A 13,399-nucleotide genomic window follows, 5' to 3' on the forward strand; every position below is an offset into this window, starting at 1 on the left:
TTGCCGTACCATCATCCTTGCGAGTCTCCCCGAATTATGGACAATCAGCTTTGCCATGATTACGCCCTCCCCGCTCCTATATTCGAGGCCTTTCCCGCCCCTTCATAATGACGCATAAATAAATCTTCTAATGTAGGCGGCGAACTTTCCAATTTCACAATTCCATATGGACTGATATATTTCATGACATCGTCCAGTACGTCTGCATCCACTTGGAATGAAAGAGCTTGCTCCTTCATCTCGATATTATGAACCCCTTTCACCTCATGTAAAGAAGACATCGGTTGCTTCGTCTCGACAAGCAAGCTAGTTCTCGTTAAATGACGCAGTTCCGTTAACGTCCCTGTTTCAATAATTTTCCCTTGCCGAATAATCCCCACCCGATCGCACAACTTTTCCACCTCAGACAAAATATGACTTGAGAGCAATATACTCTTCCCTTGCCTTTTTGCATCCAGAACACATTCTTGAAAGACTCTTTCCATCAATGGATCGAGACCAGACGTTGGTTCATCGAGAATATAAAGATCCGCATCCGATGAAAAAGCCGCAATAAGCGCGACCTTCTGCCGGTTCCCTTTTGAATACGTCCGGCATTTTTTAGTAGGATCTAAATCGAACTTGTGAATCAGCTCTTCGCGTTTGCTTTTATGATTCACCCCACGCAGCTTCACAAAAAGATCGATCACTTCCCCACCCGTTAAGTTAGGCCATAAGTTGACGTCCCCCGGGACATACGCAATTCGTTTATGAATTTCAACAGCATCTCTCCATGCATCCATTCCAAAAATCTTTACTTCACCTTCCGATGCCTTTAAAATACCGAGCAATATACGGATTGTCGTTGACTTTCCGGCGCCGTTCGGTCCAATGAATCCAAACACCTCGCCCTCGTTCACTTCAATGTCCACTCCATTTAAAGCTGTGAACCTTCCAAACGTTTTCGTTACATTCACTGTCTTCACTACCGACATATTGTAGCCACCCCTTCCTTATCCAAATCCCGGCATTTTTCAAATTATGAAATATTTGATTCTATTAAGTTCATAATATACAAAAGAAGGACTCCTGACAATAGTTTATGAACTATCTATATTGTTTTATTACATAACTTTGTCTACACTAAAATTGGGGTGATCGTAATGGATGGATTTCAACGACGCAGGGAACTGAAAAAATCGGATATAGTAGAATCAGCCCTTTCATTATTCATGGAATTTGGTGTGAAAAAAATTTCGGTTTCTGCAATAGCCAAAAAGGCAAAGGTCTCTCAAGTCACAATCTATAATTACTTTGAGAGCAAACATAATTTAGCTCATGAAGTTTTTATCTATTATGTAGAAAAGGTATCAAATGAATTTGACAAAATCCTTACTAGTGACATCGCTTTTCCTGAAAAGGTTAAGCAGGTTATTTTCGCAAAAAATGAAGCTGCTAGAGAGATTCATGAAGACTTTTATCAATATATCATGAAGGAATATACGACTGGCGAAAGCTTTTCAGAACAATTATATGTAGAAAAGGTACTTCCCCGTATTATTGAGTTATTTAATGAGGGGAGAGAACAAGGGTATGTAGATCCGAATTTATCTAATGAAGCCATCCTCTTTTATATGCAGGCGGTTAATGAATATATAAAAAGAGAGGATGTTTATCAACATATACTTCCCTTGACTGAGGAAATCATGAATATATTGTTTTACGGGATTGTAGGAAAGAAATGAGGGGATCATATGCTGTGCGGATCAAAATGCTTTGTTGTGAAGATGGAACTGAATGGCACAAAGCAAGTCAAGCAAGTCACCGCAAGAAACTCTGTCGGTGCTAGGAAATTGATCCGAGCGCAATACGGCACTGACGTGGAGGTTTTGTCGGTGAAAGAGGGAAAACGGAATCCTTACTAAAAAAGACGATGACCACCAACAGTCTATGGGGGTCATCGTCTCTTATTACCGGTCTTCCACTTGTCCCTGCACTTCGTTCAATTGCCGCTTCATCAAATCCAACTGTTCCTTGTTTTGCTGAACTGTATCCATATGCTCATCGCGCTGCTCTGCATTATCGAGTGCATTTTCCGCACGTTCCAATGAATTGAACGCATGCTCAACTGCCATCTCTTCAGGATGTGACATCGCCTGCTTTACCGAACGATCAGCCTTTAGGACAGAGTTGCTGAGAAAGGTGCTCGGATGATCCTTTTTCCAACTCGGTTTTGAGTCTTTCGCCATTACTGTTTTCCCCTCCTGCAAATAAAATAAGTGACAGCGAACTTAGTATCGTAATTTATCGTGAAAGTATGCGCTGACCAGCATTTCGTTTGCTGGCCAATGTTTACAAATTGCTATGGAGGGTATACATAGAAGATAGGATCAAAGGTAGGTGAACATCATGACTAAACAATGGAACTTCATTATCGGAAATAAACTCATCACCATTTATGATACAGATAAGAATATAGCCGAAGAAAAGGCTCATGCTCTGTATGAGGAACTTCTAACTAATGATGATTAAAAACACCAGCCGGGTGAGGCTGGTGTTTTTATTATTTTATGCGCATCTCCATGCTGGCACTTTTTAATTCTCTTTAAAGATCTCCCCAGCAATTCCCATGGCCTGCACGGCTTTCGGGAATCCGACATACCCCGCACAATGGATAATGAGTTCGATAATCTCTTCTTTCGATAGCCCGGTGTTCAACGCTGCCTGCAGATGGACTCTCAACTGTTCAAACGCCCCTTGTGTGATAAGTGTCGTCAGTGTGATGATTTCCCTTTGAGCGAGGGAAAGTGTTTTTCTGGCGTAGAGGTCCCCGAAGCCGAAGGAAACAATCATGTTCCAAAGGTCGGGTGATATCTTTTTAATTTCTCCCATGCCTGTACGGACTTCTTTTGAAAATAGCTCTTCCATAACTTTTGCGCCGGCTTCATATCTTCTGCTGTTTTCCATTATCACTGCCTCCCCATCGTTGGTGGAATTTCATTTTCATCGACTAATGCTTCGATTACAATCGGCTTGTTCGTTTCTTTCATGATCTGCAAGGCTTCATGGATGCAATCCCTTACTTCAAACGGATTAAGACAAGTGTACGCTGACAACCCCATCGATTCCGCAAACTTCGCAGCATCCATCGGCGTCTCGTAAATGCCCCCAATAGATGTACCGATCATTTTTCGCATCCCTTTTTCCACCATGTCCAGCCGCCCATTATTGACGACAATAAAGAGGACAGGTGCGTCATAATTGAATGCAGTCGAAATTTCCGTGCCATGCATGAACATGCAACCATCCCCCACTAAGCAGACGATGGTCTTTTCAGGTGCAGCCAGTTGAGCACCAATGGAATAGCCGATTCCGTTCCCCATCGCACCAAAAATATCGTCAAAATAGTAGGTTCCTGGCTTATAAATGTCAAAATGCTGGATGCCATAGAAGGAGTGGCTTCCATCATCCCCGAATACGATAGCGTCCTCCGGAAGGGCATTGCGCATTGCCCGTATTACTTGTACTGCTGACATTCGCTCGCCTGGATCATTTTCATGAAGCAGAATCGGCTCAGGTTCCGATAAAAACGTTTCGTTGTTTGACTCTGGTATATCCGATAGAATCGTTCTCAAATTCGTTTTAATGTCACCAAGCACAGGCGTCGTTGGAACTTGGATGGATTTCCCGATGAATGTAGGATTATAATCGAAATGAATGACATGCCCAGGATACATCGCTTCGGATAAGCCTGCAGTCGACATATCACTTAAACTGGAACCGATGACGATTAACAAGTCAACCTTGTCATGGAAGTATTGGGCCGCTTCCGGGGTGCCACCTAATCCGAAAGCTCCTAACGAAAGTGAATGGTTGGACGGGAAAGTCCCCTTTCCACCCGGCGTTGTGATGACAGGAATCTTCCAGTGCTCAGCGAAACGTTGCACCTCTTCATATGCTCTGCTGGAATGTACACCCTTCCCTAGGAATAGGAGGGGACGAGCCGCATGATCCAATTTTTCAATCACATCCCCTATGTTCGGTGAGATCATATCGTATGTTTTCGGAAGGTCCAGTTCGAATGGCTCGATTTCTTCCAACAATACATCGAACGGGATGGACAGATGCACAGGTCCTTTTACGCCCGATAGCGCTTTCTCAAGGGCATGCTGCAAGTATGGCTGCAGCATATCACCACGCTCGACACGTTCACTGAACTTGGTTACGTGTTTAAACATATTCACTAAATCAGTGCCAAACGGACTGGAGTCTTGTCCCAATGCCTTTCCAGTCTCCTTCATGGAAGGGTGTCCGGTGATGATCAACAACGGCAAGTGCGAGGCTGACGCCTGACCGGCAGCCGTAATCAGATTTGTCCCGCCAGGTCCGGATGTGCCGATAGCGACTCCAATTTTATCGTTCAGTAACGCATAACCCGCAGCTTCGAAGCCTGCAGCTGCTTCGTGTTTGCTCAATACAAACTCAATATCCTCGTTTAATAACTCGAAAAGGATCGGTGATACCGCTTTTCCCGGAATGCCGAAAATATGACGAAGTCCCCAATGTTTAAAATTTGCAGCTAAGACGGAAGCGATTGTTTTCATTTTAGTAATCTCTCTCTCTGTCATTGTTCTTTTCTAAGTAGTTTCTCTCAATTTCATTTGCCGAAAGCGGTTTGCTGAAATAAAAACCTTGGACAAAATCACATTGTTGATCGATAAGAAAATCAAGCTGCTCTTTTGTTTCGACTCCTTCTGCAATGACTTGCATTTGAAGGTTATGGGCGAGTGTGATGATTGCTTTCACAATAAAGGCATTGGGATGATCATTCATGATTTCAGAGACAAATGATTTATCGATCTTGATAAAATCGATTGGAAAATTATTTAAATACGTCAGCGAGCTGTAACCTGTTCCGAAATCATCAATACTGATTCCGATTCCAATCTCTTTTAATTGTTTCAATACCTTCAGGGAGTACTCATACTCCATTGCCATATACTCAGTAATCTCGACTACTAGATATTCTGGATCAAGTCCGGTCCGCGCAAGCGTATCCTCCATAAATGTAACAAGGTCCTTCGTAAGGAATTGCTGTGTAGATAGGTTGACAGATACCTTGAGCGGATTGTATCCGGCATCTTGCCATTTTTTATTTTGAGAAGAAGCCTCGCTGATGACCCACTTGCCGATTTGATTAATCAAACCGTTATCTTCTGCCAACTTGATGAATTTACCCGATGGAAGAAGTCCAAGTGAAGGATGCTGCCAGCGGATCAACGCTTCCAATCCAACTATCTTACCAGTTTTAGGATGAATTTGCGGCTGATAATGGAGTACAAATTCATCATTCTCCACTGCTCTCCGTAAATCGGTCTCCAGTCTGTATTCATCCTCCATCCCTGCTAATAATCCGGAAGTATATACGCTATAACGGTTTTTCCCTTTTTCCTTTGCCTGGTACATCGCATTGTCCGCATAGATCATAAGCTTTTCCATTGAAATAGGGTGATCCGGGTAAAACGCTATTCCGATACTCGCCGATGTATGCAATTCATCATTACCTATGAAAATCGATTCATCAAAAAGCTTTAGAACCTCTTCAGCTTTCGCCGTTACATAATCGGGATTCTCAAAATCCTTTAGCAGGAAAATAAACTCATCTCCCCCCATGCGGGCGAGTACGTCGTTTTTCCCGAGACAGCTAGATAAACGTTCACTTACTTTCTTCAGAAACACATCTCCAGATGAATGGCTGAAATTATCATTAATAACTTTAAAACGATCTAAATCGATAAATAAAAGGGCCAACGACCTCTCATGACCGGCGTTTATTTCCTTGATGATGTTTTCAATCTCTTCATTGATATATCTCCGATTGGGAAGGTTCGTCAAATCATCATGATAGGCTAAATAATTATACTTCTCCTGAAGGAAGTGTCGATCCGAAATATCCCGGAACTGACCAAAGGCGCCTATCATTTTGTCGTCTTCATAAATTGGCTGCGCATCGAACAGGCACACTACGAGTTTTCCTTCTTGATCGATAAATTGAATCTCTTCATCTTTAACTATTTTCCCCTTCTCGAGAACTTCCTTAAAATATGTCCCGGTTATAGGGGATTCGTAAATATTTCTTCCAACCACTGCTTCCCTGCTGTTTTTCGAAAGTTGTTGGGCAAAATCATTAAATTCGGTAGTGATGCCCTTCTCATCCGTAATGACAATCGCATTTCTAGTTCGGCTCAGCATTATTTGGTTCATAATATTGAGCTTCTTATTCTGCTTCCGTAATAAGAGTTCGCGTTCAATCGAGTCTACAGCTTGCGTCAACATCGTTAGGAACAATGGATTCTGAAACTGGATGGGCATCATAATGGACACGCTGCCAAGCAGGCTGTTTTCATCTGTATAATGAAATGCAGTGCCATAGCAAGCAATCTCATAAAGAAATGAATGATAGTGCTGGGTGCCGATAATACTAATCGGATGCTTTTGCTGTAAAGCCAGACTAATCACATTCGTTCCTGTATCCTCCAACGTAAACAAGCTGCCTATTCGAATCCCGAATTGCTTGATCGTCTCTTTGATCGTCTCATCACCTTCTATTTCAAGAAGATACCCATTCGAATCCGATACGACAACAAGGATTGGAGTGCCTTTTAAGGAGGCCAATAGCTTATTGGAAAAAAAGCGGACCACGGATAATATTTCACTATACGAATTTCTCTTTGCCGTCAGTTCCTTATCCGTTAAAAAATGCTTTGGTCTGGACACAACATTCGGATCCATTCCTGCCTCTTCGCAAAACCGATTCGACTCTGTTATATAAAAATTATCATGACTACTCATGCTTTTCTCTCCAAATCTGTCAATCTATAGTGTTGAGAGCCAAAACCAAGGGATAAAAATATCTCAATTGCTTATTCAATGACCAAGGTGATTGTTAAAATATATTTGATAATTATAATGTTTACATAGTAGAAATTCAATGTTCACATCTTCAGATCCATTATTTATACACAAAAAACAAAAAAAACAGCCTGAAGACAGGCTATCGCATTCACTCAGGGCCATTTAGTTTTTCATAAATTCGTAACAGCTGTTCCCTTTCTTCATCAGTTAACTTTTCAAACATTTTTTTGCGAAGTTTTGCTCCCTCTTGATTTGCCCTCATAACCATATCATTACCTTCATCGGTAATAACTAAATGGATGATTCGCCGATCGGACTCATCTGGTATTCGAATGGCTAATTTTTTCCTTACAAGCTTCTCGGCTAAATGCGTTAACGTAGGAGGAGTCAGCCCTAAAACTTTTGCAATATCGGATGGTCGGCTTTTACCATGCGTCTTCAGATGGGCTAGCACAAGTATATGGGAGACACCTAGATCTTCATTGAATAGCTTGTTCCACTGAATAATTAAATTACTCGTGACATTGTCCATATTATGGATGATTTCAAAAATAGTCCGTTCTTTCATACATTCATTTCCCACTTTCTACAAGTAAGAGCCCCTAATAAGATTAGGAGCCCTGTTTAGCTTACCTATTATTGTGCTGAGAATCCACCGTCAATGATTAGTTCTGAACCTGTGATATAAGATGAGTCATCCGAAGCTAAGAACAATGCAGCATTGGCAATATCTGCAGGCTTCCCTAACCGTTGCAATGGAGTTGCTTGGATCAAGCGCCCAAGAAGCTCTTGGGATGTGCTTAACGATTCCGTCATCGGAGTTTCTATAATTCCAGGAAATAGTGTATTTACACGGACGCCTTGACGGCCAAACGTGGTGGCGGCCGCTTTAGAAATCGCACGTACTGCTCCTTTGGATGCCGAATAATGATTAAATCCTTGGCCAATCTGAGCTGTATAAGATGAAATATTAACAATCGAACCTTGGTTTTGTGCTGCCATATACGGAGCGACATGCTTCATGCCGGCAAAGGGACCAAAGCCGTTAATGGAAAGCATCTTTTGCCAATCGTCCAGATTGATATCTTGGTATGGTTTTTCAGATGAAATACCTGCGTTATTGACGAGGATATCAATTTTACCGAAACGGTCGTTCACTTCTTTTGCAAATGCCGCCCATCCTTCATCTGAAGCAACGTTTAATTTCATCCCATAGACATTTTCTTTTTCGCTTGCCTTTTCAAGCGCTTCATCATTAATATCTGCGGCGATGACAATCGCGCCTTCCTGACTGAATAAATCAACCATGTATGCGCCGATGCCCGATGCTCCACCAGTAATGATTGCCACTTTATTAGCTAATCTTCCCATGTAAAAACACTCCTTATTGTATATTTCTTAGCGTAATTTAATTGAACCACCGTCAACCATGATGGTTTGACCAGTAATATAATCCGAATCACTGCTTGCTAAAAACACAGCTACTTGCCCAATATCTTGTTCAGGATCTCCAAGCCGGCGCAGTGGAATTTTAGTAATCATCGCATCAAATAACTCGGGAGCACTTTCACGCCATTGCTCTACGCCCGGTGTTAAGGCAATTGGTGAGATCAAGTTGACGTTAATCCCTTCAGGGCCCCATTCATTTGCCGCGACACGCGAGATTGCCCGAATCGCTTCTTTTGCAGCAGCATAGGAAGTTTGTGTCATTTGTCCTTCAAGTCCAGCGCCTGATGCAAAGTTGATGACCTTGCCTTGTGTTTTCTTTAATTCCGGATATGCCGCTTGCATGAAATGGAATGTCGGATAAAAACCAGTCCCAAAAGATAAATCAAAATGTTCTTGAGTAGTTTCCACAAAAAGCGCCTGTCTCGATACATGCGCATTGTTAACTAGAAAATCGAGTTGGCCATATTTCTTTACGACTTCAGCCACAACTTCATAAACGTTTTCCTTATTCGTAATATCCTTAATGAAAAGTAGGCCATCTGTATAATGACTTACCTCAGCCAATGTTTCATTTCCTTTTTCCTCATTCACATCAACGATTGCTATATGGGCACCTTCCTTTGCCATAGCTAGAGCAATTCCTCTCCCGATACCTGAAGCACCGCCAGTTATTATTCCGACTTTACCTTGTAACCTCATGAGTATTCCTCTTTTCTTATATATATTTAGATGTCTAAATGTTTTACACCTAAATGTTATCAAAATTTTGACCGTTTTTCAATATGAATGTTTGGTTGGACTAAAAGAATGATGATAATAACAAATCCTATGTGCTGCTCTGTTAATCAATATATTTATTTTTCAATTGGTGACTGCCTATGCTATACACGAGCATTACTACTATGGTTTGTCTATACATGTAAATCCGGATTTGTTGATTGTAAACAGGCAAAACCAGTGATATAATTTTCAATGCCGGTATCTGGTATTCCAGATACCAATATTACTACTCACTAAAAATCTATCGAACGACTATTATGATAAAGGGTGATATTGATGAACTTCCTTAAGGCAGAGCAACCCCCATTATTTAAGGACCATGCCTATAACGAAATTAAGAAGGCCATTATTCAACACGAAATCGAACCAGGCTCCATGTTGAATGAACGTTCCCTTAGCGAAAGCCTTGGGATTAGCCGTACCCCTTTAAAATTGGCTTTGCAACAACTGGAGCTGGAAGGATGGATTACCTCTGTACCGAGGAAAGGAATTTTCATTAAAACCATCAATAAGCGCGATGTGGACGATATTTTTCAACTTCGAAAAGCGAATGAAGTATTGGTCATCGAACTACTCATTCCTCTTCTTGATAACGAAACAATTGCTACAATCGAGAAAGTTGATAATCAATTAGTAGTTCATAAGGAAAATCCTGTACAGTTTGTGTACTATGATTCTTCCTTTCATTTATTTTTAGCGGAATTAAGTCAAAATCTCCGGCTGTATCAATTAATTGAAAATCTTACAGACCATTTTAATTGGTATCGATTCGCTGCACTGAAGGCCGGAAAAAGCTTGGATGAAATTTATTACGAACATACGTTAATTATTGAAGGTCTAAAAGCAAGGAATATACGTCAAACGACGGATGCGGTTTTGAACCATATTGACAATGCATATGCCACAATAATTGCAAATCTCCAGGAGTGAAAGGAAAGGACAATTTTTTATTATATAAGTTGAAATAAACAACTTCTTCTAACCGTTGATTTCCGTTCCGAGCGGACGCTTTCCGCGGGCACGGCTTCAGCCTCCTTAGATGTGCTCCCAACGCTGCGCTTTTGGTCGCAAAAGCCGTTCTTCGTGACGGCTTTTCCTGCGGGGTCTTCAGCTCGCGCTGTTCCCGCTGGAGTCGCCGCTCTGCACTCCAATCAACTAAGTTAATAGGTAAAATATTAAGTTCAACTTATATAGAAAGAAGGGAAGTTGTTTTTCCAAAGAGGAGGGACAACATATTATGAGAATTCTAACTATCGTTTTTCAAATTTGTATTTTATATATCTTTTCATATATAGGAACCGTTATTCAAAACTTTTTTGATTTAATCATTCCCGGTAGTATCATAGGACTCCTATTACTTTTTACTTGCTTATGTCTCAAAATAGTTCCCGTAAAATGGATTGAAGATGGAGCGGTATTTCTACTACGTTTATTAATGTTGTTTTTCATTCCCACAACAGTCGGAGTCATGAATTATGCTTCGTTACTTTCTTTACACGGTGCGTTGTTCATTTTAGCCGTTCTAGCAAGTACAATCATTTCCATCGCCATTACAGGAACAGCGGGTCAATTTTTTGAGAAAAAAGCACAAAAAAGAAAGGATGAGAAAGAATGCAGCAAGTTCCACTCGCATTCGGCATGATTCTGTTGACCGTCTTTGCTTATCTTGCGATGGCTAGAATATATAAACGGTATTCGTACTCCGTTTTAATACCTGTCTTAACTGCGACTACTTTGATCATCATTGTTTTATCATTGTTTCAAATCCCTTATGAACGCTATATGATTGGGGGGCAATGGATCAGTTCCCTTTTGGGTCCATCCGTTGTTGCACTTGCTTACCCTTTGTATAAGCAACGCCATTTTTTACGTGATCACTTACTTCCAATATTAGGAGGCGTTTTCGTAGGTGCCAGTTCCGGAATGGTCACTGTTGCCCTCCTGGCAAAAGTCTTCGGGGTCAAGCAATCATTAGCCCTTTCAATTATTCCGAAATCCCTTACTACCCCGGTTGCAATTGAAGTCGCTAAAGGAATCGGTGGAAATGCCTCTCTGGCAGTTGTCGGGGTGATGATTGCAGGCATCTTTGGGGCAATCGCCGCGCCTTCTATTTTTAAATTATTGCGTGTGCATAGCCCCCTAGGCAGGGGCATCGCGCTCGGCAGTGCATCACATGCAATAGGGACTGCCAAAGCAGCCGAATACGGTGAACTCACCTTTTCGATGAGCTCTGTGACGATGGCATTAAGCGCAATTATTGGTTCCGTCCTTGGACCAATTGTTGTTTGGGTATTTCATATGTAAGCATTTCAGGGAATGTGAAATTATAAATGAAACAACCACTTGGAACGTCATCATATCAACGTTCCAAATGGTTGTGAGTTTGGTATGTTCATCATCTGCTTGCATGGAACCGGTGATGGAGTTGGCGAACCTGTTCCGCTAGTTCAGGAACCGGTCCATCTATTGTAGTATCGCGAATGACATCTTGAATAGGGAGATTCCGAACGCGCGATGGAGCAACCCCCATTTCACTCAACCATTGTACCAGCTGTTCGGATGAACTTGCATAAACAATCCGTCCTAAGCCAACCCACCCGTGAGCCGCAGCACACATAGGGCAATGTTCCCCAGAAGTATATACTGTCGCCTTGCTTCTCTCTTCAGGTGTCATGTTCGCAGCCGCCCATCGCGCCAAAGCGAATTCCGGATGTTGTGTATGATCACCGCCTGCAACGTGGTTATGGTCTTCTGCCAGCACTTCTCCGTTGGATGAGACAAGGACAGAACCAAATGGCTCATCACCTTTCTCCAGCGCAGCTTCTGCTAATTCAATACAACGTCGTAGGTACTTCAAATCTGAATCACTTATCATAATTGAATCCTCCTCGTTTGCATCTCCATTTCAGTCAACATATCGATTTACGAAGACTGCTAGTAGTAAAATAGCAAGTTTATATAACAACTATAACATAATTAACCAATCTGAAAGAGTGAACTCAGTTTGCTTGAGACGAAGGCAAATTGAGATCACCTACCTTCGGCAATGAACCCATAATTTTTTGGTAACGCTCTTGGGTATAATGAAAATATAGAAAACAAAAGGATGATGCTTATGGTGGGTATGGGATATCGGACAATTAAAACCGCAATCGGGGCAGGGTTAGCAATTTGGATTGCGAGTCTTTTCAACTTGGAGTTTGGATCATTTGCAGCGATAATCGTCATCATGTGTATTGAGAAGACTAAGAAAAAGACATTGCACTCCATCCAGAAAAAGTTTTTCGCGTCTATGTTATCTTTACTTCTTGGTTCCATATGTTTTGAACTATTAGGATATCATCCTATTATCTTAACTCTATTTATCTTATTGTTTGTACCAATCCTTGTAAGGTTACGTATTCAGGAAGGATTTATTACAAGCATCGTTGTCCTTTTGCATATTTATACCGTCAAAGAAGCCAATCTAGAGAACTTATTGAACGAACTCTATATTATTTTCATTGGCATTGGAATCGCAATACTTGTAAACAGCATAATGCCAAGCTTTAAGAAAGAAATTGAGAAGTATAAAACGGAAATCGAAAAAAAATTCAGCGTAATCCTATACCAGTTCTCTTTACTGTTAAAAGATAGTGAGCAAAAGTGGGATGGCAAAGAGTTAATCGAAGTAGAAAATATCCTGAACCAGGCTAAAAATATTGCTATACAGGATGTAGAAAATCATCTGTTACGAAAAGAAAATAAAGATTATTATTATCTGGAAATGCGGGAGGATCAACTGGAAATCCTAAAACAGATGGTAGGAATCATAAGTATTGTTTCCTCATCAGGGTTGGACATCAAACAAAGAGGCATGCTTGCTGGCATTTTTCTGAACATTAGTCAACATGTAGATTCGGGAGATACAACGATTGCATTAAAGCTATTAGAGGAATACGAAGAGTCCATGCGGGAAACAGAATTACCGAAGACAAGGGAAGAATTTGAAATCAGAGCGAATCTATTTTATTTGAATTTCGAGATCAAGAACTACTTAATTATTAAGAAGGACATTTTTAACAGAAGTAAATGTTAGCCTCGGAGGCTAGTCATTATCTTAGAAATAACCACGAGGGCAGGTTGCTTGGCTTACGAAGCTAAGGAGTCTGTCCCCGTGGTTTTTAAATTCCCACTTATTTATGATAGGGTCACCGTAATAATTCTAATTGATTTTCATCAACTTCTCTTTCAAGAACCAGATTTTTTTAAATTCATATTATACAAGAAAGCATAT

The 13,399-nt window shown here is 41.1% G+C and carries 16 protein-coding genes; 7 read left to right on the forward strand and 9 right to left on the reverse strand.

Annotation, left to right across the window (positions count from 1 at the left end):
- Positions 1-59 precede the first annotated feature (59 nt).
- Positions 60-974: an ABC transporter ATP-binding protein gene (locus tag AWV70_RS03705; RefSeq protein ID WP_060204496.1), complete on the reverse strand. Its 915-nt coding sequence runs from the start codon at positions 972-974 to the stop codon at positions 60-62.
- Between the two features lie 168 nt (positions 975-1,142).
- On the opposite strand from AWV70_RS03705, the gene AWV70_RS03710 reads away from it, so the two are divergent.
- Together AWV70_RS03710 and AWV70_RS24110 are read left to right on the forward strand one after the other, a co-directional pair.
- On the forward strand, positions 1,143-1,724 hold the full coding sequence (locus tag AWV70_RS03710) for a TetR/AcrR family transcriptional regulator (protein WP_060204498.1): 582 nt from the start codon (positions 1,143-1,145) through the stop codon (positions 1,722-1,724).
- Positions 1,725-1,733: 9 nt separating this feature from the next.
- Entirely contained in the window at positions 1,734-1,904 is a 171-nt protein-coding gene (locus AWV70_RS24110; RefSeq protein ID WP_201024311.1) for a hypothetical protein, read from the forward strand.
- Between the two features lie 45 nt (positions 1,905-1,949).
- Here AWV70_RS24110 and AWV70_RS03715 read toward each other — a convergent pair whose 3' ends face one another.
- Entirely contained in the window at positions 1,950-2,228 is a 279-nt protein-coding gene (locus AWV70_RS03715; RefSeq protein ID WP_060204500.1) for a hypothetical protein, read from the reverse strand.
- 160 nt (positions 2,229-2,388) lie between these two features.
- On the opposite strand from AWV70_RS03715, the gene AWV70_RS25060 reads away from it, so the two are divergent.
- Positions 2,389-2,511 carry a hypothetical protein gene (locus AWV70_RS25060; protein ID WP_268777124.1) on the forward strand — a complete coding sequence of 41 codons (123 nt, stop codon included), beginning with the start codon at positions 2,389-2,391 and terminating at the stop codon, positions 2,509-2,511.
- Positions 2,512-2,574: 63 nt separating this feature from the next.
- On the opposite strand, the gene AWV70_RS03720 is transcribed toward AWV70_RS25060, so the two are convergent.
- From AWV70_RS03720 to AWV70_RS03745, 6 genes are all read right to left on the reverse strand, one after another.
- Positions 2,575-2,946: a carboxymuconolactone decarboxylase family protein gene (locus tag AWV70_RS03720; protein ID WP_060204502.1), complete on the reverse strand. Its 372-nt coding sequence runs from the start codon at positions 2,944-2,946 to the stop codon at positions 2,575-2,577.
- A 2-nt stretch (positions 2,947-2,948) separates the two neighbouring features.
- The gene (locus tag AWV70_RS03725; protein WP_060204504.1) at positions 2,949-4,583 is read right to left on the reverse strand and encodes a thiamine pyrophosphate-binding protein; all 1,635 of its coding nucleotides are present in this window, start codon (positions 4,581-4,583) and stop codon (positions 2,949-2,951) included.
- A 1-nt stretch (position 4,584) separates the two neighbouring features.
- A complete protein-coding gene (locus AWV70_RS03730; RefSeq protein WP_060204506.1) occupies positions 4,585-6,831 on the reverse strand; it encodes an EAL domain-containing protein in 2,247 nt (748 codons plus the stop codon).
- 211 nt (positions 6,832-7,042) lie between these two features.
- A complete protein-coding gene (locus AWV70_RS03735; protein ID WP_060204508.1) occupies positions 7,043-7,462 on the reverse strand; it encodes a MarR family winged helix-turn-helix transcriptional regulator in 420 nt (139 codons plus the stop codon).
- A 68-nt stretch (positions 7,463-7,530) separates the two neighbouring features.
- Positions 7,531-8,265 carry an SDR family NAD(P)-dependent oxidoreductase gene (locus AWV70_RS03740; RefSeq protein ID WP_060204510.1) on the reverse strand — a complete coding sequence of 245 codons (735 nt, stop codon included), beginning with the start codon at positions 8,263-8,265 and terminating at the stop codon, positions 7,531-7,533.
- 27 nt (positions 8,266-8,292) lie between these two features.
- On the reverse strand, positions 8,293-9,042 hold the full coding sequence (locus AWV70_RS03745; RefSeq protein WP_060204512.1) for an SDR family NAD(P)-dependent oxidoreductase: 750 nt from the start codon (positions 9,040-9,042) through the stop codon (positions 8,293-8,295).
- Between the two features lie 357 nt (positions 9,043-9,399).
- Here AWV70_RS03745 and AWV70_RS03750 point away from each other — a divergent pair, with 357 nt between their 5' ends.
- The 3 genes from AWV70_RS03750 (at position 9,400) to AWV70_RS03760 (ending at position 11,427) form a co-directional block, all read left to right on the forward strand.
- Positions 9,400-10,053: a GntR family transcriptional regulator gene (locus AWV70_RS03750; protein WP_060204514.1), complete on the forward strand. Its 654-nt coding sequence runs from the start codon at positions 9,400-9,402 to the stop codon at positions 10,051-10,053.
- Between the two features lie 307 nt (positions 10,054-10,360).
- Positions 10,361-10,765, forward strand: a complete 405-nt coding sequence (locus AWV70_RS03755) for a CidA/LrgA family holin-like protein (RefSeq protein ID WP_060204516.1) — start codon at positions 10,361-10,363, stop codon at positions 10,763-10,765.
- Entirely contained in the window at positions 10,735-11,427 is a 693-nt protein-coding gene (locus AWV70_RS03760) for an LrgB family protein (protein WP_060204518.1), read from the forward strand. Before AWV70_RS03755 ends, AWV70_RS03760 begins: the two co-directional genes overlap by 31 nt.
- Positions 11,428-11,518: 91 nt before the next feature.
- On the opposite strand, the gene AWV70_RS03765 is transcribed toward AWV70_RS03760, so the two are convergent.
- A complete protein-coding gene (locus tag AWV70_RS03765) occupies positions 11,519-11,998 on the reverse strand; it encodes a nucleoside deaminase (RefSeq protein WP_060204520.1) in 480 nt (159 codons plus the stop codon).
- Positions 11,999-12,238: 240 nt separating this feature from the next.
- Between AWV70_RS03765 and AWV70_RS03770 the strand changes: the two genes are divergently transcribed.
- Entirely contained in the window at positions 12,239-13,201 is a 963-nt protein-coding gene (locus AWV70_RS03770; RefSeq protein WP_060204522.1) for an aromatic acid exporter family protein, read from the forward strand.
- The last annotated feature ends 198 nt before the right edge of the window (positions 13,202-13,399 follow it).

The organism is Sporosarcina koreensis, from assembly GCF_001531445.1.
Classification (GTDB): Bacteria; Bacillota; Bacilli; order Bacillales_A; family Planococcaceae; genus Sporosarcina; species Sporosarcina koreensis_C.

Bases quoted from the DNA above. Each gene is read 5' to 3' on its own strand.
- AWV70_RS03705 (WP_060204496.1), bottom strand. From the start codon at position 974: ATGTCGGTAGTGAAGACAGTGAATGTAACGAAAACGTTTGGAAGGTTC.
- AWV70_RS03710 (WP_060204498.1), top strand. From the start codon at position 1,143: ATGGATGGATTTCAACGACGCAGGGAACTGAAAAAATCGGATATAGTA.
- AWV70_RS24110 (WP_201024311.1), top strand. From the start codon at position 1,734: ATGCTGTGCGGATCAAAATGCTTTGTTGTGAAGATGGAACTGAATGGC.
- AWV70_RS03715 (WP_060204500.1), bottom strand. From the start codon at position 2,228: ATGGCGAAAGACTCAAAACCGAGTTGGAAAAAGGATCATCCGAGCACC.
- AWV70_RS25060 (WP_268777124.1), top strand. From the start codon at position 2,389: ATGACTAAACAATGGAACTTCATTATCGGAAATAAACTCATCACCATT.
- AWV70_RS03720 (WP_060204502.1), bottom strand. From the start codon at position 2,946: ATGGAAAACAGCAGAAGATATGAAGCCGGCGCAAAAGTTATGGAAGAG.
- AWV70_RS03725 (WP_060204504.1), bottom strand. From the start codon at position 4,583: ATGAAAACAATCGCTTCCGTCTTAGCTGCAAATTTTAAACATTGGGGA.
- AWV70_RS03730 (WP_060204506.1), bottom strand. From the start codon at position 6,831: ATGAGTAGTCATGATAATTTTTATATAACAGAGTCGAATCGGTTTTGC.
- AWV70_RS03735 (WP_060204508.1), bottom strand. From the start codon at position 7,462: ATGAAAGAACGGACTATTTTTGAAATCATCCATAATATGGACAATGTC.
- AWV70_RS03740 (WP_060204510.1), bottom strand. From the start codon at position 8,265: ATGGGAAGATTAGCTAATAAAGTGGCAATCATTACTGGTGGAGCATCG.
- AWV70_RS03745 (WP_060204512.1), bottom strand. From the start codon at position 9,042: ATGAGGTTACAAGGTAAAGTCGGAATAATAACTGGCGGTGCTTCAGGT.
- AWV70_RS03750 (WP_060204514.1), top strand. From the start codon at position 9,400: ATGAACTTCCTTAAGGCAGAGCAACCCCCATTATTTAAGGACCATGCC.
- AWV70_RS03755 (WP_060204516.1), top strand. From the start codon at position 10,361: ATGAGAATTCTAACTATCGTTTTTCAAATTTGTATTTTATATATCTTT.
- AWV70_RS03760 (WP_060204518.1), top strand. From the start codon at position 10,735: ATGCAGCAAGTTCCACTCGCATTCGGCATGATTCTGTTGACCGTCTTT.
- AWV70_RS03765 (WP_060204520.1), bottom strand. From the start codon at position 11,998: ATGATAAGTGATTCAGATTTGAAGTACCTACGACGTTGTATTGAATTA.
- AWV70_RS03770 (WP_060204522.1), top strand. From the start codon at position 12,239: ATGGTGGGTATGGGATATCGGACAATTAAAACCGCAATCGGGGCAGGG.